The following is a 20,782-nucleotide window of genomic DNA, read 5'->3' as shown; positions in this document are numbered from 1 at the left end:
CCGAGGGCCGGCACGGCCGACGTCGGTGCTGCTGAGGCCGGCGACACCGCAACGGTGGGCCGAGGAAGGGGGAGGAATGGTCGACCGACCTGCCCGCGTCGGCGCGCTCTGGAGCGGTGTCGTCGTCCTCGCGGTGGTGGCGCTGGCGCTTCGGCGGCAGGCACCGGCCGGACCGTTCTGGTCGGACATCGGCTTCACCCTGGGCGTGCCGCTCGCCGTGGCCAGTGTCGGCGCGCTCGTGCTGGCCCGCCGTCCGGGGCATCCAGTCGGGCCGCTGTTGACGGCCTCCGCGGCGGCGATGGTCGCGGCCGACGCCGCGTCGGCGTACGCGGCAGTGGCCGACGGCGCGGTGGGGGTCGCGGCGGCCTGGGCCGGCGCGGTTCTGGCGCCGGTCGGCGTCGGCCTGCTGATCCTGTCGATGCTCCTGATCCCGGACGGGCGGTTGCCTTCGCGGCGCTGGCGGCCGGTGCTCGCCGGGGGCGCGGGTCTGCTTGCCGTGAAGGGAGTCGTCACGGCCTTCGCGCCAGGCGAACTCGCAGGCGGCTCGGGTGTGGACAATCCGCTCGATATCGACGCTCTGGCCGCACCCGCAGCGGTCGTCGCCGCCGTGGAGCCGCCGGTGACCGCGGCGCTGGTGCTCGCCGCGGCGGTGTCCGTGCTGGTCCGGCATCGCCGGGGCGACGCCGAGCAACGGCGGCGGCTGTCATGGGTGGTCGCGGCGGCCCTGGTCTTCATCGGGGTGCTTGCCGCCCACCCGGTGGCCGGGGCGCTGGGCGTGCCGCTGCCCGGCTGGCTGGCGGACGTGCTGTTCCTGGTCGCCGTCGTGACGTTCCCGGTCGCCCTGGGCGTGGCGATCCTGCGTCATCGGCTTTTCGACATCGAGGCGGTGCTCGGCGCCGCCCTGGTCTACGGGGCGTTGACGGCGCTGCTGACCGCGCTCTATGTGGCGGTGGTCAGCTACGTCGGGGCGATTCTCGGCGCCGAGGCGGGTCGGCTCGGCGGCCTGGTGGCGACCGCCGGGGTGGCGGTCGCCTTCGCTCCGCTGCGTGACCGGTTGGAGGCGGCCGTCGACCGGCTGCTGCACGGCGGGCGCCGGGACCCGTACGGCACCCTGACCCAGATCGGACGCCGCCTGGGCAAGGCCGCCGAGCCGGAGGCCGACCTGCACAGCGTGGTCACCGCAATCGCCGACGGTTTGCGCCTGCCGTACGCCCGACTGGCCCTGTCCGGTCCCGACGGTGAGGTGACCCGCGAGGCAGAACACGGTGTGGCCCGTCACGGCCGGTACCCGATCGAGCTGATCCACGGCGGCAGACCGATGGGCCTGCTCGAGCTGGGCCCGCGCGGCCCAGGGGAGGCGTTCACCGAGTCCGAGCGGCGGTTGCTGGCCGAACTCGGACGGCAGGTGGCGGTCGCCGCCCACGCCGCCCAGTTGGCGGAGGAGGTGCGCGCCTCGAGGGAGCGCCTGGTGCTTTCCCGGGAGGAGGAGCGGCGCAGGCTCCGCCGCGACCTGCACGACGGGACGGGGCCGCGGTTGGCCGCCCTGGTGCTCCGACTGGAGACGGCCCAGGCCCGATTCGCCAGTCAACCGGCCGTGGTCGCCGCGCTGGCCGACCTGGCCGCGCTGGCCCGGGAGGCGGTCAGCGACGTGCGGCGAGTTGTGCGAGGGCTACGCCCGCCCAGCCTGGACGAGCTGGGACTGGTCGGCGCGCTCCGGGAGGTGGCCGCACGGCACAGCCACGACGGGCTGACCGTCCAGCTGATCGGCGACCCACCCGTCGGACGGCTGCCCGCGGCGGTGGAGGCCGCCGCTTACCGGATCACCGATGAGGCGGTAACCAACGCCGCGCGGCACGCCACAGCCCGAACCTGCGCCATCCGGCTGACCACCGAACCGGCCGGACTGGTGGTGCAGGTCGACGACGACGGGGTGGGGCTGGCCGAGGACCGGCCGGCGGGTGTCGGACTGATCAGCATGCGCGAGCGGGCCGAGGAACTGGGCGGCACCTTCGCAGTAACGGCCGGCGCTGAGGGCGGCACGTCGGTGCGGGCGTGCCTGCCGGTCGACCGGGGATGGGCGGTGGCGGGATGATCCGGCTGGTGGTGGTCGACGACCATCCGCTGTTCCGCGACGGGCTGCGGGGGCTGCTGGAATCGCTGCCGGGCATGCAGGTGATAGGTGAAGCCGGGGACGGAGCAACCGCGATCGCACTAGCCGAACAGCTGCGACCGGACGTCATGCTCATCGACGTCGCGATGCCCGGGGTCAACGGCATCGCCGCCACCGCCGAGATCAGCGCCCTGGCACCCACAGTGGCCGTGCTGGTCGTGACGATGCTCGACGACGACGCCTCGCTGCTCGCCGCCGTACGAGCAGGGGCGCGGGGATACCTGCGCAAGGACGCGAGCCGGGAGGAAGTGCGCATCGCCGTGGAAGCGGTCGCCCAGGGGCAGAGCGTGCTGGCGCCCGGCCTGGTGGCGCGGCTCCTCGCCTCAGCCGGGACACGTCCCCCCGCGCGTGCCTTCCCCGAGCTCACCGAGCGGGAGGAGGAAGTGCTGCGCCTGGTAGCCGCCGGGCGCACCAACGCCGACATCGCCGCGACCCTGGCGCTCAGCCTCAAGACGGTCCGCAACCACCTGTCGAACATTCTCGCGAAACTCCGGGTGGCGGACCGGGCCCAGGCAGCGCTGCGCGCCCGTGAGGCCGGACTCTGAGACACGCGCGCGCGCCCTGGCCAATCCCACCGGCCATGTCCGGCGGGTGCTGTCGATGACCGGGATCCTGCCCTTGCTCGTCGAGCCCGACTCCGGCAGTTAGATCCGGCGCACCGACTTCTCAGCGCGGATTCTGCGGTCAGGCGGAGAACGGTGGGTACGCGCCGGGTTCGCCGTCGGCGGCGGAGGCGGTCACGACCTTGTTGAGCTGCACGCGGACGGCGGCAGCTTCGGCTGCCCGCCGGAGCAGGGCGTAGCCGGCGCCGGTCGGTCGTTTCCTCGGTGCCGATGGCGCGTTGACCAACTGGGGGGACCCACCACCATGAGCAACTCCTGATGGATCGTCCGATGACCCCGATGCCGGCCGTCGCGTCACCGCCCCCCCGTGTAGCGGCGCGCAGGGTTGGAGCAGTGAGACGCGTGGTGAGACGTCTGCTCGATGGCCGCTACCAGTCCGAGGAGTTGCTGGGCAACGGCGGCATGGGTGAGGTGTGGCGTGGTCGCGACCTGCGCCTGGACCGCCCGGTGGCGATCAAGGTGCTCGCCGCGGCGGGACTGAAGGAGCCGATGGCCGCGGAACGCTTCGACCGCGAGGCCCGTGCAGCGGCCGGGCTGACCCATCCGCACATCGTCGCTGTCCACGACTTCGGCACCGAGGCGAACGACTCCTACCTGATCATGGAACTGGTGGAGGGGCGGACCGTGTCCGCCCTGATCGCCGACGGCCCGCTCCCCGTCCTGCAGGCGTTGTCGATAGCCGTACAGACCTGCGACGGGATCGCCGCCGCGCACGCGGCAGGGGTGGTGCACCGGGACGTGAAGCCGGGCAACCTGATCGTCACCGCCACCGGCACAGTGAAGATCTGCGACTTCGGCATCGCCCGACTTCCTTGGGCAGAGGGGGAGAAAACCCTCACCGAGCCGGCGACCAAGCTGGGCACCAGCTCGTACATGTCCCCGGAGCAGGCCCTCGGCCAGGCGGTGGACCACCGCACCGACCTGTACGGGCTGGGCTGCACCCTCTACGCCATGCTCGCCGGCCGTCCGCCGTTCGTCGGCGAGCAGCTCAGCGTGCTGCATCAGCACGTCAACGAGCCACCCCAGCCGCTGCGGGAGCGCCGGCCCGACGTACCCGCCGAGCTCGAAGCGCTGGTCGCCGAACTGCTGGCCAAAGATCCCGCCGACCGGCCGCGCGACGCGGCCGACGTCCGGGACCGCCTCGCAGCTCTGCTGCCCCGGGCCGGCACGCCGGTTCCCCTCGTGCCGGTCACGCCAGCAGACCCGGGCCAGCCGGGACGGTCCACGCCGGTGATCGCTCTTCCGCCCACGCCGGACGCAGCCGGCCCAGCACGCCCCAGGCCGGGCTACCGCCCGGCACGGCGTCGCCGCGAAGCGCTGCTGGCGGCGGCCCTGCTCGGCGTCGCGCTGCTCGCCCTGACCGGCTTCACGCTGCTCGACCGGGACGACCACACCTCGATCGCGGGACCGACCACGCCGCCGGCATCGGCCACCACCGTCGTGGCGCCCCGCGTGCCGGCTGTGCCGGTCACGGTCGCGCCCGCCACGCCGACCCTGCGGGCCGTCGCGTCCGCCACCCGCACCCCGGGCAGCCCCGCACCGAGCCCTCTGGCCACCTCCCGAAGGCCGAGCCGCACCCCACGCGCTGACCCGATCGCCGGCATGCGCCAGTCGATCCGGGAGCAGGTGGAAGCCGGCCGGTTGAACCCCGATGCCGCGAAGGACCTGCACACCAAGGTGGACGCGATCGCGAAAGAGATCGCCGAGAGCGACACCGACCATGCCGAGGACCAGCTCAAGAAGCTGCGCGACAAGCTCAGCGACCTGCGACGCGACGGCAAACTCACCGCCGACGGCTACGACGGCCTGACCGCCGACGCCGACCGGATCGCCGCCGATCTACGGTAAACAGCGACAGCCCGGGGTTTTCCGGGCTGTCGCTGCTGTCGCCAGTCACGCATTTCACGGCTGGGGGGCGATCACAGGGTGACGACGGCGTCCTCAGCGAGGGTGAACAGGCCGGCGTCGAAGGTGATCGTCTTGAGCTTCGTGCCCTTCGGCACGTCGAAGTAGACGTTCGCCTTCAGCGAGTTGCCCGGGTTGATCTCGTCGAGGAAACCCTGCCCGTCGGTGTTGCCGTAGATCCCGGCCTCGCCGTCGGCCTCGTACTCCCGGCCGGTCGCGTCCTGGGCGGTGAGGGTGCCGTCGGCGTGGAAGGTGTGCGCGCTCTTCGTGACGTTCTTGACGGTCACGTTGATCTTGCAGAAGGTGCCCTGCGCCTTGGTGTTCAGGAACTGGCTGCCCACCTGGGAGATCCCGCACTTCACGCCGTTGACGGTGAACTCGAAGTCACCGCCGCGCACCTTGTCGCCGACGCCAAAGGTCTTCGGCTTGGGCGGGGCCGGCGCCGCAGTCGTCTTCGCCGGCTCCGGCTTGGCCGGTGCGGGGGCCGACGTGCTCGGGGCGACGGCCGCGGGGGTGGAGGCGCTGGGGCTGGCAGCGGGGATGTCGCTGCTGGCGGACACATCGGTCTTCTTGTCGTCGCCGCTGACCAGGCCGATCACCATCGAGCCGCCGCAGCACAGCACCACGAACGCGCCGACGCCGATGAGGGTGGGGATCAGCCAGGGCCGCTTGCGGGCGGCGGGCGCCGGCGCGCCGGGCGGCGGCGGAAACTGGCCGGGCAGCTGAGGGAACTGCCCGGGCGGCGGCGGCGGGAACTGGCCGGCCGGCACCTGCGGGAACTGAGCGGTGGGCGGCATCGGCTGCTGGCCGGCCGGCGGCTGGTTCTGCGCAGGGTCGTAGGGGGTGGTCATTGAGTGGTGTTCTCCCAGGTCTTGATTTCGCGCTGCCCCGTTAGTTGAGCGCAATACTTTCCACCCTGACACATTTTGCCTCAGGCAACGGTCCTCCGGCTGGCCTGACCCACACGCCCGGTCAGCTCGAAAAACGCCCGACCTTGGTGACCCGGCCGTCACCCGTTGAGCCACCAACTTGTTCACGCTCCGGCCGCTGCGTCCCAGAACTGGTTAGCCCCGTCGCCGAGCAGCAGCGGTACGGCGTACACCGACAGGTCCAGCCGCGGACGCACGTACCACACCCGGTGGCGCCCATCGCCGGTGCTCGAAAGCCGTGTCCACTTCGATCTCAGCCATCACCGTCGGCTCCACCTGCGCGAAGCGCAGCGGCTCGGGCAGGCCCAGCTGCCCGCTCCAGCTCGCCGGCAGCGGCTGCGGCCAGGGGTGCGCGACGATGCCCCGACGCTGCAGTCGGGGCGGGGACAGCAGCGTCGCGAACTCCCGAGGCTGGAACGTCGACAACGGGTGCGTCCTTCCCGTGTAGCGCAGGTGTACCCGCCGATCGGACCGGCCGGGAGCAGCGTGCTCGGATTGGCGAAGCTGCCGGTCACCCCGCCGACGATCGCCTCGGTCGCCGCACGCACCTGCTGGTGAAGGGGTGGTATTCCAGAGCTGCGGTATTCACAGGTGGCGGCGGCCGCCGCGCACGTCGGCGGCTCGGCACGCGGGGCAAACCCTCTGGCATGTTGTCTCCACCAGCGTGGCGGCGCCGGCCCGGATCCCCGTACGGCAGGATCAGCCCGGTGCGGGCGGGCACGCGCAGCCGCCGGCCGGCGAGCACCGGGACGCCTTGCCAGTCGAGCGCGAAGGTCACCGCGGACGGTGCCACGTTGAGCAGGTGCAGCAGCCGCTGCCCAGCTGGGTCCATGGTGGCGGTGAGCACGAGACCGGGCCCGTCGGCGTTCGCGGCGAGCGGCTGGCGCACCCCGAGCCGGGCCACCGCCGCCCTCGCGTGTGTGCCGGAGGAGCCATCTCGGTCTACCGACAGAAGATGTCAGGGGCGGTTGCCTAACGTGCGGGACATGGACAACAGCACCGGATTCGGCTTCTTCACCGGCACCTACGACGTCGTCAACCGGTGGCGCACCGACTTCCTCGACCCCGCCGAGGGCGCCGACCACTCTGAGGAGTTCCCCGGCGTGACCCGCGCCTCGGTGCACTTCGACGGCCGTGCAGCACCCGGTCCCGCGGCGAGGACCGGGCTTGCGCGATGTCCACGTCGCTGCGCTCGAATGTGGCGGCTTGGCGGGGAGCGACGGCACCGGAGCATGCCATGATCGCCGCTCCCGGAGCGGCGATCATGGCGTGACGTGTGTCAGCTCGCGAAGACCAGCATCGAATTGGCGATGAGGACGATCGCTCCGAGCCCGATCCCGACGGCGGCGCTAGCCGGGAGCCGGCCCAGGCGGCGCCGCGCGTCCAGCCCCAACACGATCGCCGCGATGCCCAGTGCGGCCGGCAGCCCGGACCAGTAGACGACGATGCCGGTGGGCAGGCCGAGGATCGCGAGCACCAGCGACCACACCGCGGTCGAGCCGGGCTTTTGCCGCAGGGCCACCCGCGCCGCCACTGCGAAGACGACCACCGCGGCGAGCAGGGCGATGCCGGCGTGCGCCGCGACCTCTCCCGCCGAGGCGTCGGGGAAGATTCCCCACTGGCCCGAGGTCGGCCCCTCCTTCGGACGGAACGGGGAGTCGACGGCCGTGGAGATCATCGCGAGCAGGGCGGCGACCGAACCGCCGACGGCCCCGACGACCGCCAGGTTGGGCCGGCGCTGTGTGGAAGTGGCGGTCGGGTTGTCAAGGTGAGTCGTCATCGGAGTTCCTCTCGCAGCGGGCCGTCGGGCGACGGCTATGGCAGTGAGACTCGGGCGCCCGGACGGTCGGGCGCATGGGACCGCGGTCGCGATCGCACCCGGGACGACTGCCCGGCTGATCCGGGACATCCGTGGTGTTGTGCGGGACAACCGCTGACTGACAATGAGCGCGTGAACCATGAGGTGGAGGTCGCTGGCTCGGTCCGCGTTCCTGGGGCGCGGGTGACCGTTCTGCTCGCGTGGCTCGTCGTGGCAGCCTCCGTCGCCATGGCCGCGCTGGTGGGCTGGGCGAGCACGCAGCCGCCGCTCGGGGAGGGCCTCGATCCGACCCCGGCCGTCGCCGTGGCCGGGCTGGCCTGGGTCGTCACCGGCGCGCTGCTGGTCACGCTGCGCCCGCGCAACCGGATCGGCTGGCTTCTCGTGCTGGTCGGGGCGCTGCAGTCCGTCTCGAACAGCGGCAACACCTACGGCGCGTTCGGCACGCGGGCCGACCCGCCCTGGCCGTACGCCGACTGGGTGGGCCTCCTCACCGTCATGATCTATTTCCCGTCGTTGCTGCTGCAGGCGAACGTCCTGCTGGCCCTCTATCCCACCGGTCGCCTGCCGGCCCGATGGTGGCGGTGGCCGGTGCTCGGCGTTGTCATCGCCATGGCCGTACTCACCGTCGGCGCGACGTTCAGCCAGGACTCCTACGACGATGTCGGCGCAGGCCAAGCCCCAGCGGTCTTGCCCACCGGGTGGTGGACAACGGTCGGCGTCGTCGCCTGCTTCGCGACGATCATCTGCGGCACGGCCACGATCTGGGTGGCGACAGCCGTGCGGCTGGTACGGGCTCGCGGTCCTCAGCGAGTGCAACTCGCCTGGCTCGTTGCCGCGGTGATCCCGCTGACCCTGGGCGCGTTCTTCGTCCCGCTGCCGCGGCCCGTGCTCGCCGTTGTCGCGCTCCTCGTACCGGTCGCGGTGGGTGTCGGCGTCATCCGCTACCGCCTGCTCGGCATCGTACTGCGCCCCGCCCTCACCTACGGCACGCTCACCGCTGCCGTCGTGGGGGTGTACTTCTGCGTGTCGGCCTTCGCCGGAAGCCTGCTCGACCACGGTCGGCTGCCCGGCGTCGTGGCCGCGGCCCTGGTGGCGGTGGGCATCACCCCGCTGCGGGACCGCCTGCAGCGCGGCGTGGACCGCTTCGTGTACGGAGCCCGCCGGGACCCGCTCGAGGCGGTCACCCGGGTCGGCGGCACCGTCGCGGCCGAGGGTGACGCGCTCGCCGGGGTCCTGACCGGGGTGGCCGATGCCGTACGGGCCCCGTGGGCGGCGGTGGTCGCGGTGGACGGCCGGCCGGTGGCCGTGGCGCGCCCGGATCGTGGCTACGACGCCGGCGAGGCGGACGTCGTCGCCGGCGGCCACGAGGCGATACCCCTCCTCCTCGAGGGACAGCGCATCGGTGAGCTACAGGTCGGGCACCGGCACCACGCATCGCCGTTCACGCCTGACGACCGCCGCCTGCTCGGGCTGCTGGCGCCGCAGGTCGCGGTGGTACTGCGCGCCGTTGACCTCATGGAGGCGCTGCAGCTGGAGCGCGACCGGGTGGTTGCCGCGACCCGGTCGGAACGTCAGCGTCTCGGTCGGGACCTGCACGACGGGCTCGGTCCGGCCCTGGCTGGCATCGGACTCGGACTGCAGGCGATCGACGACGCGATCACCGCCGCCGACACCACGACAGCACAGGCCATCGTCGGTCGGCTGCGGGAGGAGGTCGCCACCACGGTGAACGACGTCCGCCGGATCATCGACGACCTCCGTCCCGTCACCCTGGACGAACTTGGCCTCGTCAATGCCGTACGTCGGCACGCCGACTCAGTCAACGGGGCCGTCGAGGTGTCCGTAGACATCGACGACCTGCCGACGTTGACGCTTCCCGTCGAAGCCGCGACCTACCGGATCACCCAGGAAGCGCTGACCAACGTTGTGCGGCACGCGAACGCCCGAACCGTCAGCGTAGCGATGACGAGAGCGCAACTGCCGACCGGCAGGCACGAACTCGTCGTGACGATCGCCGACGACGGAAGCGGAATGACCGGCCACGGGGCGGGGACCGGGGTCGGCCTGCCGTCCATGCGCCGGCGGGCAGAGTCGGTCGGCGGCAGTCTCGAGGTGCGTTCTGGTCGGGGTGGCACGACAGTCGTCGCCCGCCTCCCGATCGAGGACGCGTCGTGAGCCCGAACGTCGGCGGAGGCGGAGACCGGCCGCCGGTCCGGGTGGTCCTCGCTGACGATCACCCGATGTTCCGATTCGGCCTCCGCTCGGCGTTGAGCGGAGCGGACTCCATCGAGGTGCTGGGGGAGGCGCCGGACGGCGAGCGCCTGATCGCCCTCGTGGAGCGGACCCAACCCGACGTCGTGCTCACCGATCTCGCGATGCCCGGGGTGGACGGCGCCGCGGCGACCCGACGGATCAGGGCGCGCTGGCCCGGCGTACGGGTGCTCGTCCTGACCATGCATGAGGACGACGAGGCGGTGTTTGGGGCGCTCCGCGCCGGCGCGCACGGGTACCTGGTGAAGGGCGCCGAGCGCGATGAAATCGTCCGCGCCGTGCTGGCCGTCGCGACCGGCGACGCGGTGTACGGCGCTGCCGTCGCCCGCCGGATCATGGCCTTCTTCACCGGAGCGCAGAAAGACTTCTCCGCCCAGGTATTCCCGGACCTTACGCCGCGGGAGCGGGAGGTGCTCGACCTGATGGCGGCCGGCTGCCGCAACCACGAGATCGCCAGACGGCTCGTGCTGTCGGAGAAGACGGTGCGCAACCACATCTCGACCGTGCTGACGAAGCTGCAGGTGCCGGACCGGGCGGCGGCGATAGTCAAGGGCCGCGATGCGGGACTTGGCCGCGAGCACGGCTCAGGACATTGAACCCGTTCAGATCATGCGATCTGGCGCGATGAGCGTGCCGCATTCCCGAACAACGTTGCTGCGGGGCCGGGCCGTCACCTACACGGTCTCGACTTCGGCGATCGGAGGGTTCACCGAGGCGGTGGCACTGAAGGTCACCGGGCTGCCGACCGGTTCATCGGCCAGCTTCACGCCGAACCCCGTGAGCGCCTCCGGCGCCCCCACGCTGCGGGTGAGCGCCGCTGGCCGAACCCCGCGCGGCACATTCACGATGGCCATCACCGGCATCAGCGCCTCGCTGGTCCATCACACCACCGCGACGCTGGTGGTCCGCTAGGTCCTGTCCTGTCGATTGTGCGGGTCGGCTATCCGGTACTCCCAGCCCTCACGCCAGGCGAAGTCGGCGTTGATCAGATCTTCTAGGGGGACCCCGTCGATCTGGTGGTCGAGGGCCCATCGGGTGGCGACATGTCCGATCACCAGGACACGCTGGCCAACCCACCGCAGATACCGGTCATCGAGGAATCGACCAACCCGGTGTACGGCCTGCCGCCAGCTTTCGCCACCAGGGTAGGGCTCATCGAGATACCGATCCCGATGCTCGTGCAACTCGGCGGCGGACATGCCGTTGCGGTCGCCGTAGTCACACTCCCTCAGCCGCCAGTCGTGCAGGACCGGGATCTGAGTTCCCGAGAAGGCGATGTCGGCCGTCTCCACTGCCCGGCGCAGATCCGAGACGAACACCGCGGCGATGCCGTCGTCTCGCCTGCGCTTGCCAAGCTCCGCTGCCAGCACTCGTCCTCGCGGCGACAACCGGCCGGGCAGCCACCCGGTGGCGATGCCACGGTCGTTGTCCTCGCTCCAGGAGTGAGTTTCAAAAACGATCTCGGTCGGCATGCGGCGAGGCTACCGGTGCGGTGAGAGCTCCGGGGGCAGCTGATCCGCGAGGCGCCGATTGACGGGAGGTTCTAGCTCCACTGATGCCGGCACTGCCAGCCGCGGTGGTCACGTGCTGGGAACGACCGCATTGACGCCGTCATCCCAGGCTCATACCAGGGGCCGGCTGAGCTTCAGCCGTCCAGGCGCGAATGCCTGGCGCCGGGTCAGGACCGGGTGCCGCGAGACGTCCACCCCTGCCGGTGGAGTTTCGAATCCGTCGACCATGAGGTCGAGCGCGAACTCGAGCTCGAACTCGTCGTCACACCCTTGGCCGACGACCGACCCCTCGTCGTGAGCGGCGGCCATTGCTATCTCGGCGATGTGGGGAAACCTACCCGACGGCGTGACCCGCGTTCGGGTGGTCCGCCCGACGCCGATCCGGTCGATACACGTGGTCGTGCACGACGCGGTCGAGCACACCCCGGCGGTGCGCACGGCGGTCGCCGCGCTGTGGGAGGCGGCCGGATCCGCGAACGAGTAGTAGGACGCCGGTGCTCCGCATGGCGGGCCGGCCTCGTGCGGCCTGCCGTTCTGAGCACGGTGGTGGCTGCGGCGCACCACGCTGACGTGCGTGGGGAGAACCCGGTGAACGCCGGCCCCGGCGGCGACCAAGGGCGACGACGGCTCGATACCTTCACTCGCCAAAAGCCCGCCCCGAGCCCTGGCCACCGACACGCAACAGCGCCCGCCGCCTTCCGCTGCGCCCACGGGCGGCGGGTGGCCGAATCAGGCGCTGGCTGAGATGGGATGTCATCCGTTGCTGTCGCCTACCGAGAGGTGGGGGACTTCGTCGTGTCGTGTCAGCTCAGCTTCCACTCAGCCGGTTGACCCTGGTTGCCCTGCCCCTCGTAAACCGCCACGGACGGCTCGCCCTTCGCGGGTACCGTGAAGACGATCCACCCCTTCACGCACCGGCCCGGCTTGAGGGTCTTGGGGCTGTACGGGTACTCGGCAGACACGACGCCGGACCAGCGGTGGCTGGTGGTCGTGCCGTCCGGCAACTCCAGCGACCAGGGCAAGACGTTCACCTGCCGTGGCTCGCTCGCGCTGGCCAGGTTGCAGGTATTCACCTCGAGCCCACCGAACGCCTCACCCTCCTTCTTCATGTCACGGCTGGCCTCGCCGATCGGCTGCTTGTACCCCAGGACGCTGGTGGTCATGGTGTTGTTCTCGAAGGTGAAGGTCTGGCCGATCGCGAGCATGCCGTCCTGGCTCGGGCTCGCCGACGGCGATGCCGCCGGCGTCGACGTCGCCGGGGCCGCGGACGTGGGCGCGAGGGTGGCGCCGACCGTAACGGGCTTCTCGGGCCCACCGCCGCACCCGGCAAGCACGGTGACCAGGGCGAAAGCAGCGGCGTAGTGGGCGCGAGTCATGGCGGCGACCGTAGCAGACGAAACACACCCAACATCCGCATGATTCGCTCATTCCGTACATTTACCCGACCCGGGTGGGGCTCGCCGAAGTAGCCCTCCTCCTCGCCGAGCAGCAGCGGCACGTCGTACACCGACATGTCGCGCCGGGCCTGCGCGTACCGAACCCGCCACCGCGCGTGCTTGAAGGCGACGTCGGCGCCGATCTCGGCCACCGTCGGTTCCACCTGCACGGACCGCAGCGGCTCCGGCCTCTCGAGCTACCCCGACCAGGACGCCGGCAGCGGCTCCCGCCACGGGTGCACCACGGCGGCCAGGCGGTGCTGCAGAGGGTGCAGCGGCGACAGCATCCCGGCGACCTCCTCCTGCTGGGCGCCGGTCAGCGGATGGGTGCGCGCACGCAGGGCGGCCGCCGTCCTAATCCTTCATCGTGCCCTGCATAGTCTCCGGCGTTCCGTAACGCTCATACAGCACAACACCGGCAGAATTTGAGAGCATGGTCCAGACGGCGATGCCCACCGCGATCAGGATGGCGATGATCAGGTCTCGCCACGTCGACTCGGCTAGCCGCAGATGTCCTCGTTCCGGGTGACGGGCGCGAAGTCGACGCCGGCGTCGGCCAGGGCGTTGGCGGCGTCCGAGGCGTCCGAGGCGGGCGTGTCCGCGCCGCAGCAGAGAACGCGAGCGATCGGTGTCTGCAGGTGTCGCGTGCGGATCGCCGTCGCGATGTCGTCGGAATGCCCGTGGTTCATGTCGACAGTGTGTCGTGGCGGCGGCCGCGTCGACGACGGGGGTGACGTCGACGCGGCCCGGTCGTGCCTCACCGCCTGCCGCCGACCGGTCCGCCACCAACCGGATGGACGGCCATGGGCGCAGCTATCCGGGTATCTCGACGGCGGTCACGCCAGCCGCCTCGTTTCCGAAGAACACCCGGACCGCAGCCAGTACCTCCTGCGCGTCGTTCGCCATGGCTGTACGCGCCTGGGCGAGCAGCGCCTCGGGTTCGGCCTGCCGCTGCCGGTCGAGGTCGGCCAGCAACTGGTCGATGTCCGACACGTGCCGCTCGCCGGTCAGTGCGCGGGCGGTGGCCGCAGGTCCATGAGGTGGCAGAGCAGTCGCAGCGGCCGGTGCCCGTACACCCGGGTTCCGCTGGGCAGCGCGGGCAGCCCGTAGGTGAGCAGCCGCGTCACGGCGCCGTCGAGCAGCGGGGTCGCCCAGTGGGCGTTGTCGAACAGGCTGTTCGAGGTGGCCTGCGGCAGGTCGAGGCCAGCCACCACCTGGTTGACCTGGTCCGCCGCGGCTCCGGCGACTACGAACACGTGGGGTGAGACACGGCTGCGGTGGAAGACCTCCGACCACACGCGGCCCGGATCTGACGATGTCACCGGGGCATCATGCGAGGCGCTCACGCGAGGGTCCCTCCTGATTGTTCCGCTGACGAGCCACGTCGAGCAGGCGGCCGAGGGCGGCGCGGGTCCGGCCGGTTGCGGTGGCGAGGGCACCGAGCGGGTCGGTATGCCGGCGTTCGGCCAGGTCCTCGTAGACGGCGAGCAGGTCGGCCTCGAAGCCGTCCGCGGTTGCACCGCGGGCCTGGGCAAGCTCGGCGAGCCGGCCCTCGATGTAGCGGCTCACCATCACCTGGTACGCGCCGACGCTGGGCATGTGGTGGAACTCCGCCACCATGTCGTCGACCTGTCGGCCCATCCGGTGCAGGACCGCCGACGTGATGCCGTGCCGGCGTACTTCGGGGGCTGCCTCGTCGGCGATGCGGATGACGACCTCGTCCGGTCCGTTGATCTCGTCCGATCCGGTGTCGGTGTGCCAGCGGGCCGTGACGACAAAGCCGTCGTCCCGCCGAGACAGTTCGAAGGACGGGTCGGGCACGGCGTGGAGGCTATTCTTCTGAGACATGCGTTCCTGTCTTTCCGGCGGCCTCGTGGGCGCCTGTTTCCGGGCCGCGGTGGCGGCGTCGTGTCACACCTGTTGTTCCGCCCGGATTAGGGCGTCGGGGTGGCGGCGCTCAGGACGCTGCCGAAGAACACCATGACGGTGAAGAGGATCATCGGGCCGACGAACACGTATCCCAGGACGAGGCCGGCGACCGCCATGCCGTGCCCCGACCGCATGCCGTCGCGGGTCTCCCGCAGGGCCAGGTGGCCGAGGATGACGGCCAGGACGCAGGGCAGGCCGAACAGGCACCAGCCGCCGAGCACGCCGAGGATCCCGAGCACCAGCGACGCCGTCGCCATTCCCGAGGTCAGGATGGGCTGGACGGTGAGTCGCTGCCCGCCGAGCGGGTAGCCGCCCTGGTAGGGCATGGCCGGGACCGGCGCGTACGCGCCGGTGGGCGCGGACACCGGGGGATACGGCCCCAGGACGGCGGGCAGCGGCGGCTGCGGTCGGGTGGGGTGGGTGCCGGGCTGCGGGTAGGTCATCGCTGGGGTTCCGTTCTTCCGTCGAGTTGGGTGAGCAGGGCGCTCACCTCGGTGTGTAGGCGACGCAGCTCGGCGGCCGTCGGCGCCAGTTCGTAGCAGTGGTGATGGGTGGCGGCGGACAGGGCCGCCCAGGTGAAGGCGACCCGCCGGGCGACGGCGGGGCCGGGCCCGAACCGGCCGCGCAGCATCAGCTGCTTCGCCCGGCCCTGCCGGCACGCGGCCACCACGGGGCGGGTCCGTCGCCAGTAGGCGTCGATGCCGCCTTCGAGGGCGAGCCGGATCAGGCAGGCGCACGCCCGCGGCCACCATCCGGCGGTCACCGCGGCCGCGCCGAGCGGGCCGGCGCCGCGCAGCATCTGGTCGGCCGCCGCCAGGCAGTGTCGGGGCGTCGGCGCGGTCACGACCGGACCTCGGCGCCGTCGCGGGGCGCGGGCACCGCAGGGACGTGGGCCCGCAGCGCCTCTGCGAGGTGGCGGGCGTCGGAGACCAGTTCGGGCAGGTCGAACAGGTACGCCCCGTGCACGCCCTCCTTGCACGCCTTGTACGCGCCCACTGCCCGCGTCCCGTGCCGGCGGCTCAGGTATCCGAGCACGTCACCGCCCCGGTCGGCGTCGTCGAACAGTGCCAGCGCGACGGTGGTGGTCAGCCTGCGGGAGGCGGCGACGACGGCCCGTTCGATGTCGTCGTGCGGCACACCGCGGGCCACCCGCCGCCGCCACACGATCCGGTGGCAGGCCGCCTCGATTGCCGAGCGGCACAGCTCCGCCACCACCGGCCCGCGCACCTCGGACGCGATCTCCTCGGTGCGGGCCAGCGCGTACGCGTCGTCGAGGTAGCGGGTCACCGGGTCGGAGCCGGGCCGCAGGGTCACCACCGAACTCTCCGCGCGGGTCACCTCCACGATGCGGGACCGTCCGAGGTCGAGGCGGGCGAGCGCGTCGGGCAGCCGGGTGTCGTGGGTGAAGACCACCACCTGCCGCTGCTCGGCCAGCTCGGCGAGCACCCGGGCCAGCCCGTCCACCTTGGCCGGGTCCATGCTCTGCACCGGGTCGTCGACCACGATGAACCGGAACGGGCTCTCCGGCGCGCAGCCGCGCGGCAGGAACGTCGCCAACCCGAGGGCGTGCATCTCGCCCTGGCTCATCACGCCCAGGGCGGTGCCGTTGTCGGCGCCGTCCACGCTGACCGGGATCACCACCCGCCGCCGGGTGTTCGCCCCTTCCAGGGTCATCGCCCCGAGCTCGACGTTGCTCTCCTGCCGCAGCTGCGCCCAGATCCGCTGCGAGTGCTCGGCGAACGGCGCCACCCGCTGGTTGCGCAGCTCCGCCCCCGTTTCCTTCAGCCACGCCCGCGCCGCCTTCAACCGGGCGAGGGCGCGTTCACGCCCCGGCAGCGTCGCAGCCGACGCGATCCAGGCCCGCAGGTCGCCGGCCACCGCCTGCCAGCCGGTGTCGCGCTGGCGGAGCAGACCCTTCGCGTACGCCTGCGCGGCCTGCGCCGCCACGAGCACCGCCGGGTACCGCGCGGTCAGATGGTCGGCCAGCTCCTCCGGCCCGCCCGGTGCGAGCCGCAGCGCCGTCACCGCCGCGTGCAGGTCGTCGACCGGCACCCCGTCGGCGTCACCGCTCGGCACGTCCAGGTCGTCAATCAGGTAGTGCGCCCGCTGCAGCAGCGCGGTCAGCCGGGAAGCGGCGGCCTGGGCAGCCAGGGTGCGGTCGCGCAGCTCCGCCAGGGACGCGGCCGCGCTGGTCCGCCAGTCGCCGTCGAGGCGGCCGGTCGCGCAGACCGGGCAGGACCCGTCACCCCGGTCGTCGTGGTGCTCGATGGCCAGCCGGAGCAGCTCGGCGCTGCGCAGCGACGCCCGCGACCGGCCACCGTCGTGCCGGCGCGCCTGCGCGGCGGCCTCCCGCAGCTGCCCGGCAAGGCGGGTCACCTCGTCGGTGTCGGGCAGCCGCATGTCCGCCAGCCGCCGGCAGAGAAGCACTGCCTCATCGGCGGTCGGCTCGTCCGGCTCGTCGAGGATCGCGGTCAGCGCCGCCAGGTCCGGACGGTTTACGGCGAGCAGCGCCGCCGCCCGGCGGGCCCGGTCGTCGTCGATCCCGGCGAGGGTGGCGGCGAGGGCGGCGCGCTGTCCGCGTACCTCCCTGATGGTGGCGTCGACGGGGCGCGCGGCGGTCATCAGGCGGCGGTCGGCGTCGGTGATCGCCTCCAGGCCGAGGATCGCGGAGATGGCGTCGAAGAGCTGGCTCTGCGTGCCGGCGGTGAGCCGTCCCAGCTCGGCGGCGGTGAGGAACGGCCGATACAGCTCCAGCGGCCGAGCCAACCCCAGCTCGGCGAGGTCCCGGTGGGTGCCGCGTGCGCTGGTGACCGCCACCTCGGCATCGCCCAGCTCCGCCTCCGACGGCCAGGAACGGACCACCCGGGTAGGCGTGGCCACCCCGTCGACCCGCAGCTCCACGGCGATCCGGCACGGGTCGCCGGCGTGCAGGTTGCGCCACCCGGTACGCCACACGCTGTTGCGGTCCGCCCAGCGCGCGCTGTCCCCGGTAAGGGCCAGCTCCACGGCCTCGGCGAAGCTGGACTTGCCGGAGCCGTTGCGCCCGACCACCACGGTCAGCCCGGGGCCGGGCTCGATGGCGAGGGTGCGCTCCGGGCCGACGCCGCGGAACCCGGCGACGGTGACCGACGAGAGCCAGATCCGCTCCCGCGGCTCGTCCGCCGCGGTGCGCTGCGGCTCCAGCGTGGTCGGTGCGCCGGCGAGCGCGGCGGCCAGGTCGGCCTCGCCGCTCAGCGCGGCGAGGACCACCTCGGCGGTGTCATCGGGTACGCGGTCCGCGGCGAGCCGGTCGAAGATCAGCTCGACCAGGGGTTCCGTGGGATTCATCGGGCAACCTCCGGGGAGGGCAGGGAAGGTGGACGGTTCCGGCTCGGGCCGGTTCGCTGGCCGTGCTGATGCGACAACGGTGTGCAATTGCCGCCTGTGAAGTGATCGGTACTCAGGCCGGCAGCGCAACAGGACAGTCGGGGCTGGCCGACGAGGTTGGCGCGGCGGCGGTGGCCCGTTGAGCAGCGCCATGACCGGCCGGGCCGACGGCCGGCGGGAGTCCGACTGGCGGGTGCGGGTGGAATCCCGGACCGGCCCAGAGTGCTTGTACCGAGGTCATCGTCTTCTCCTCCAGGCGCGTGGTGTCCGCGGGGCGATGACTCATCGACCCGCCCGATGAGGTGGTGGTGGGGAAGCTGGTGCGTAGTGCCGGCAGCGGATCAGCCGACGTGCCCGGCGGGCCGGATCAGTGGGGAAGGCCGGCGTGCCAGTCCCGCAGGAAGGCGCCGACCAGGTCGTGCGCCCGCGGGCGAACGTCGAAGCTCTCCTCGACCCGGCGGCGGGCCATGTGCGACAGGCCATCGGCAGCCTCGTTGAGGGCATGCCCGCTGTGCCCCTTCACGTGCTGGAAGGACAGGTCCGGCCGGAGGCTCACCTGATCGGCGAGCCGCACCAGCGTCGGCCGGTCAGCCCAGCGGCGCTGGCGCAGGCTGTAGCCGGCCGGCATCGCCGACACCTCACCGGCCTGCCAACGGCACAGCCAGCGCAGCGCCACCGTGCTGTCCAGCAACACCGTCATCCCCGCCGGCGCCTCCTCGTACGCCGAGAGCAGGAAGTCCACCGCCCGCAACTCGTTGATCAGCACCCGCGACGCCCCGGTCGGGTCGAGCCGGCCCGTGCCCCGGCCACGCAGGCCGTAGTGGCCGTCACTGACCACGTATGCGATGCCGCCGGCGCGGCCCTTCCAGCTGGCGTCGGTCGCCGCGACGACCGGCGCGGACACCTCCGCCCACCGCGTGACCCGGCCGCGTCCGCGCTGCTCGTCCTGATGCGGACGGCAGGCCGTGCCATGCGCGGCGGCGAGGCGCTCAGCGGTGTCCAGGAGCTCGCTGGCCGAGTCGAATTCGTCGTAGTTCGCCGCGGTGAGCGCGAGCGTGACCGCGTCGCCGATCCGCTGGCATTCCGCGCAGGTGGTGTGGCGGACGTAGCGGCGCAGGGGGAGGGCGCGGGCGTGCAGGGGAGCGGGGAGCAGGTCCAGGGCACGGAGGAACTCATCGGGACGCACGACGCCTCCTGACGTCTCGTAGCCAGCGAAGGGGTGGGCGGTACCGGCCGCGACGGCTGTCAAGACGTCGCCGCGGCGGTCCTCGGTGAAGCGGATGTCGTGGACGGGTCAGGCGGGCGTGATCGTCCAGTAGCCGTCGGCGGTGATCTGGACGAGGGCCGGCGCGGACAGCGGGCGGGTGCCGGAGTACGCACCGATCTCGTTGACCAGCAGGCCACCCTCGCCGGTATCGAGCGAGTAGGCGTGGACGGCGAAGTTGGAGCTGCCCTTTCGATGGGTGATCTTGACGGCGCTGGCGGTGCCCCCCAGCACCAGCACGTCGTCACCCTTGCCGGACGCCTTCCCGCTTGGGAAGGCGGTGGCCAGTTGGTCGACGGTCCCGATCGTCAGCGTCCACGACCCCGTCGCCTCGATCTCTAACTGCGTGGTCAGCGAACCGTCCTCCAGGTTGATCCACCGCTTGCCGCTGTACGAACCGATCTCGTTGACGAGCAGGCCGTCGCCGTCGCTCTTCAGGACGGTGTTGCTGGTGCACTTGCAGGTGAACTTCACGACGGACAGCTCCGTCAGTTCGCGGATCTTCACCACGTCGTCGCCGCGTCCCTTGATTACCTTCGGCTTCGGAGTGGGCGGCGCGGTGGTGGGCGCCGGCTCCGTCGTGGCCGGGGCGGCTGACGTGGGGGCGGCAGTCGTCGGTGTCGCGGTCGTCGGCGCCGCGGTGGTCGGTGCCGCGCTGCTCGGGCTGGCCGAGGTGGCGGCGATGGACGTCGGCTTGGCATCGTCGTCGCTGCCGAGCGCGTTGATCACGGTGCCGCCGCAGCACAGGGCGATGGCGAGCGCGGCGCCACCGATCACCAGGGCGCGGGCGGTGGAGGGCCTGGCGGGAGTGGCCGGGCTGGCGAGCGGGGGAGCGGCGGCACCCGTCGGCGTGGGCGCGGACTGCGGCAGTGCCGCATCCCGGTTGGCCGGCTCATCGTGCGGAATGGGCTGGGTCGGATCCGTCATGGCGGTCTCCTCTGTGAACAGCGGCAAGGAACGGGGCATGGCTGGGGCGGGCGGTGGCGCCCGCCCCAAAGCCAGCGGTGGATCAGGCGAGGGAGACGGTCACGCCGCCGGAGAACGGCGAGTCGTGCAGCTCGAGCTTGGCGATCTTCACGTTCTTCGGGATGTCGAAGACGACCACGCCGGTGACCTGGTTGCCGGGGTTGATGTCGTTGAGGAACGTCTCGGCGTTCTTGTTGGCGTAGATGGCGGCCCCGCCGTCGGCGGAGTACTCGGTGCCGTTGGCGGCGTACGCCTTCTGGCTGCTGCCATCGAACATCTGCGCCTCCTTGCCGATGTTCTTGACGTTGAGCGTGACCAGGCAGAACTGGCCCTGGGCCTTGGCGCCGATCAGGTCGGTGCCGATCTTGGTGACGCCGCACTTGGACGACTTGACCGTGAACTCGAACTTGCCGTCCCTGGCCGGCTGACCGATCTTCGCGACCTTGGCGGGCTTGTCCTCGCCCTTGGCGCCGCCGGCGTCGGCCTTGCTGCTGGTGGCGTCGTCCGTGGAGCCGGCGCCGCAGCCCAGCGCGACGAGACCGGTGGCGAGCAGAGCGAGAGTGGTGGCCTTGCGCATCGTTTTCCTCCTGCTG

General features: G+C 72.0%; 23 protein-coding genes and 1 pseudogene. 8 read left to right on the top strand and 16 right to left on the bottom strand.

All coding sequences use genetic code 11. From position 1 onward, the window contains the following. Positions 1-76: 76 nt before the first annotated feature. The 3 genes from RMN56_RS29330 (at position 77) to RMN56_RS29320 (ending at position 4,641) form a co-directional block, all read left to right on the top strand. Positions 77-2,092, top strand: a complete 2,016-nt coding sequence (locus tag RMN56_RS29330; RefSeq protein ID WP_313721084.1) for a sensor histidine kinase — start codon at positions 77-79, stop codon at positions 2,090-2,092. Beyond that, on the top strand, positions 2,089-2,715 hold the full coding sequence (locus RMN56_RS29325) for a response regulator (RefSeq protein ID WP_313721082.1): 627 nt from the start codon (positions 2,089-2,091) through the stop codon (positions 2,713-2,715). Before RMN56_RS29330 ends, RMN56_RS29325 begins: the two co-directional genes overlap by 4 nt. A 420-nt stretch (positions 2,716-3,135) precedes the next feature. Continuing rightward, positions 3,136-4,641 (top strand): serine/threonine-protein kinase, encoded by a 1,506-nt coding sequence (locus tag RMN56_RS29320; protein WP_313721080.1) that lies wholly within the window; start codon positions 3,136-3,138, stop codon positions 4,639-4,641. Between the two features lie 71 nt (positions 4,642-4,712). Here RMN56_RS29320 and RMN56_RS29315 read toward each other — a convergent pair whose 3' ends face one another. After that, a complete protein-coding gene (locus tag RMN56_RS29315) occupies positions 4,713-5,549 on the bottom strand; it encodes a DUF4352 domain-containing protein (RefSeq protein WP_313721079.1) in 837 nt (278 codons plus the stop codon). 1,064 nt (positions 5,550-6,613) lie between these two features. On the opposite strand from RMN56_RS29315, the gene RMN56_RS29310 reads away from it, so the two are divergent. Next, complete coding sequence (locus RMN56_RS29310) at positions 6,614-6,868, top strand: hypothetical protein (RefSeq protein WP_313721078.1); 255 nt, start codon at positions 6,614-6,616, stop codon at positions 6,866-6,868. A gap of 38 nt (positions 6,869-6,906) precedes the next feature. Here the strand turns inward: RMN56_RS29310 and RMN56_RS29305 are convergent, their stop codons facing one another. Beyond that, the gene (locus RMN56_RS29305; RefSeq protein WP_313721077.1) at positions 6,907-7,407 is read right to left on the bottom strand and encodes a hypothetical protein; all 501 of its coding nucleotides are present in this window, start codon (positions 7,405-7,407) and stop codon (positions 6,907-6,909) included. A gap of 171 nt (positions 7,408-7,578) precedes the next feature. Between RMN56_RS29305 and RMN56_RS29300 the strand changes: the two genes are divergently transcribed. The 3 genes from RMN56_RS29300 to RMN56_RS29290 are packed head-to-tail and all read left to right on the top strand — an operon-like array spanning position 7,579 to position 10,629. Next, on the top strand, positions 7,579-9,621 hold the full coding sequence (locus RMN56_RS29300; protein WP_313721076.1) for a histidine kinase: 2,043 nt from the start codon (positions 7,579-7,581) through the stop codon (positions 9,619-9,621). Then, positions 9,618-10,313, top strand: coding sequence for a response regulator transcription factor (locus RMN56_RS29295; protein WP_313721075.1), 696 nt, complete (start codon positions 9,618-9,620; stop codon positions 10,311-10,313). The genes RMN56_RS29300 and RMN56_RS29295 overlap by 4 nt, the downstream gene beginning before the upstream one ends. Further along, complete coding sequence (locus RMN56_RS29290) at positions 10,285-10,629, top strand: hypothetical protein (protein WP_313721074.1); 345 nt, start codon at positions 10,285-10,287, stop codon at positions 10,627-10,629. Before RMN56_RS29295 ends, RMN56_RS29290 begins: the two co-directional genes overlap by 29 nt. Here the strand turns inward: RMN56_RS29290 and RMN56_RS29285 are convergent. Then, positions 10,626-11,189, bottom strand: coding sequence for a histidine phosphatase family protein (locus RMN56_RS29285; RefSeq protein WP_313721073.1), 564 nt, complete (start codon positions 11,187-11,189; stop codon positions 10,626-10,628). The two genes, RMN56_RS29290 and RMN56_RS29285, sit on opposite strands and share 4 nt — an antisense overlap. Before the next feature lie 206 nt (positions 11,190-11,395). Beyond that, positions 11,396-11,567: pseudogene (locus RMN56_RS29280) on the bottom strand (TetR/AcrR family transcriptional regulator); the annotation flags it as partial. A gap of 7 nt (positions 11,568-11,574) precedes the next feature. On the opposite strand from RMN56_RS29280, the gene RMN56_RS29275 reads away from it, so the two are divergent. Beyond that, positions 11,575-11,712, top strand: a complete 138-nt coding sequence (locus tag RMN56_RS29275) for a hypothetical protein (protein WP_313724918.1) — start codon at positions 11,575-11,577, stop codon at positions 11,710-11,712. A gap of 319 nt (positions 11,713-12,031) precedes the next feature. Here the strand turns inward: RMN56_RS29275 and RMN56_RS29270 are convergent, their stop codons facing one another. The 12 genes from RMN56_RS29270 to RMN56_RS29215 form a co-directional block, all read right to left on the bottom strand. Beyond that, complete coding sequence (locus RMN56_RS29270) at positions 12,032-12,604, bottom strand: DUF4352 domain-containing protein (protein ID WP_313721072.1); 573 nt, start codon at positions 12,602-12,604, stop codon at positions 12,032-12,034. Further along, positions 12,601-12,816: a hypothetical protein gene (locus RMN56_RS29265; RefSeq protein ID WP_313721071.1), complete on the bottom strand. Its 216-nt coding sequence runs from the start codon at positions 12,814-12,816 to the stop codon at positions 12,601-12,603. Before RMN56_RS29265 ends, RMN56_RS29270 begins: the two co-directional genes overlap by 4 nt. 348 nt (positions 12,817-13,164) lie before the next feature. Continuing rightward, on the bottom strand, positions 13,165-13,353 hold the full coding sequence (locus RMN56_RS29260; protein WP_313721070.1) for a hypothetical protein: 189 nt from the start codon (positions 13,351-13,353) through the stop codon (positions 13,165-13,167). 124 nt (positions 13,354-13,477) lie between these two features. Beyond that, positions 13,478-13,657, bottom strand: coding sequence for a hypothetical protein (locus tag RMN56_RS29255; RefSeq protein ID WP_313721069.1), 180 nt, complete (start codon positions 13,655-13,657; stop codon positions 13,478-13,480). 14 nt (positions 13,658-13,671) lie between these two features. Then, positions 13,672-13,920, bottom strand: a complete 249-nt coding sequence (locus RMN56_RS29250; RefSeq protein ID WP_313721068.1) for a hypothetical protein — start codon at positions 13,918-13,920, stop codon at positions 13,672-13,674. 73 nt (positions 13,921-13,993) lie between these two features. Beyond that, a complete protein-coding gene (locus RMN56_RS29245; RefSeq protein ID WP_313721067.1) occupies positions 13,994-14,485 on the bottom strand; it encodes a hypothetical protein in 492 nt (163 codons plus the stop codon). A 113-nt stretch (positions 14,486-14,598) separates the two neighbouring features. Continuing rightward, positions 14,599-15,036, bottom strand: a complete 438-nt coding sequence (locus RMN56_RS29240) for a DUF4190 domain-containing protein (protein WP_313721066.1) — start codon at positions 15,034-15,036, stop codon at positions 14,599-14,601. Continuing rightward, the gene (locus RMN56_RS29235) at positions 15,033-15,437 is read right to left on the bottom strand and encodes a hypothetical protein (protein WP_313721065.1); all 405 of its coding nucleotides are present in this window, start codon (positions 15,435-15,437) and stop codon (positions 15,033-15,035) included. Before RMN56_RS29235 ends, RMN56_RS29240 begins: the two co-directional genes overlap by 4 nt. Continuing rightward, positions 15,434-17,920, bottom strand: coding sequence for an AAA family ATPase (locus RMN56_RS29230; protein ID WP_313721064.1), 2,487 nt, complete (start codon positions 17,918-17,920; stop codon positions 15,434-15,436). Before RMN56_RS29230 ends, RMN56_RS29235 begins: the two co-directional genes overlap by 4 nt. Positions 17,921-18,326: 406 nt before the next feature. Then, positions 18,327-19,145 (bottom strand): ribonuclease HI, encoded by an 819-nt coding sequence (locus RMN56_RS29225; protein WP_313721062.1) that lies wholly within the window; start codon positions 19,143-19,145, stop codon positions 18,327-18,329. 108 nt (positions 19,146-19,253) lie between these two features. Beyond that, complete coding sequence (locus RMN56_RS29220; protein WP_313721061.1) at positions 19,254-20,150, bottom strand: hypothetical protein; 897 nt, start codon at positions 20,148-20,150, stop codon at positions 19,254-19,256. A gap of 82 nt (positions 20,151-20,232) precedes the next feature. Beyond that, positions 20,233-20,766 carry a DUF4352 domain-containing protein gene (locus RMN56_RS29215; protein ID WP_313721060.1) on the bottom strand — a complete coding sequence of 178 codons (534 nt, stop codon included), beginning with the start codon at positions 20,764-20,766 and terminating at the stop codon, positions 20,233-20,235. Between the last annotated feature and the right edge of the window lie 16 nt (positions 20,767-20,782).

The organism is Micromonospora halotolerans (genome assembly GCF_032108445.1).
Taxonomy (GTDB): domain Bacteria; phylum Actinomycetota; class Actinomycetes; order Mycobacteriales; family Micromonosporaceae; genus Micromonospora; species Micromonospora halotolerans.
This window is presented reverse-complemented; position numbering and strand designations above follow the sequence as displayed.

Excerpts from the sequence above, each read along its gene's own strand:
- RMN56_RS29330 (WP_313721084.1), top strand. The coding sequence starts at position 77 with ATGGTCGACCGACCTGCCCGCGTCGGCGCGCTCTGGAGCGGTGTCGTC.
- RMN56_RS29325 (WP_313721082.1), top strand. The coding sequence starts at position 2,089 with ATGATCCGGCTGGTGGTGGTCGACGACCATCCGCTGTTCCGCGACGGG.
- RMN56_RS29315 (WP_313721079.1), bottom strand. The coding sequence starts at position 5,549 with ATGACCACCCCCTACGACCCTGCGCAGAACCAGCCGCCGGCCGGCCAG.
- RMN56_RS29310 (WP_313721078.1), top strand. The coding sequence starts at position 6,614 with ATGGACAACAGCACCGGATTCGGCTTCTTCACCGGCACCTACGACGTC.
- RMN56_RS29305 (WP_313721077.1), bottom strand. The coding sequence starts at position 7,407 with ATGACGACTCACCTTGACAACCCGACCGCCACTTCCACACAGCGCCGG.
- RMN56_RS29285 (WP_313721073.1), bottom strand. The coding sequence starts at position 11,189 with ATGCCGACCGAGATCGTTTTTGAAACTCACTCCTGGAGCGAGGACAAC.
- RMN56_RS29270 (WP_313721072.1), bottom strand. The coding sequence starts at position 12,604 with ATGACTCGCGCCCACTACGCCGCTGCTTTCGCCCTGGTCACCGTGCTT.
- RMN56_RS29260 (WP_313721070.1), bottom strand. The coding sequence starts at position 13,353 with ATGAACCACGGGCATTCCGACGACATCGCGACGGCGATCCGCACGCGA.
- RMN56_RS29240 (WP_313721066.1), bottom strand. The coding sequence starts at position 15,036 with ATGACCTACCCGCAGCCCGGCACCCACCCCACCCGACCGCAGCCGCCG.
- RMN56_RS29230 (WP_313721064.1), bottom strand. The coding sequence starts at position 17,920 with ATGAATCCCACGGAACCCCTGGTCGAGCTGATCTTCGACCGGCTCGCC.
- RMN56_RS29220 (WP_313721061.1), bottom strand. The coding sequence starts at position 20,150 with ATGACGGATCCGACCCAGCCCATTCCGCACGATGAGCCGGCCAACCGG.
- RMN56_RS29215 (WP_313721060.1), bottom strand. The coding sequence starts at position 20,766 with ATGCGCAAGGCCACCACTCTCGCTCTGCTCGCCACCGGTCTCGTCGCG.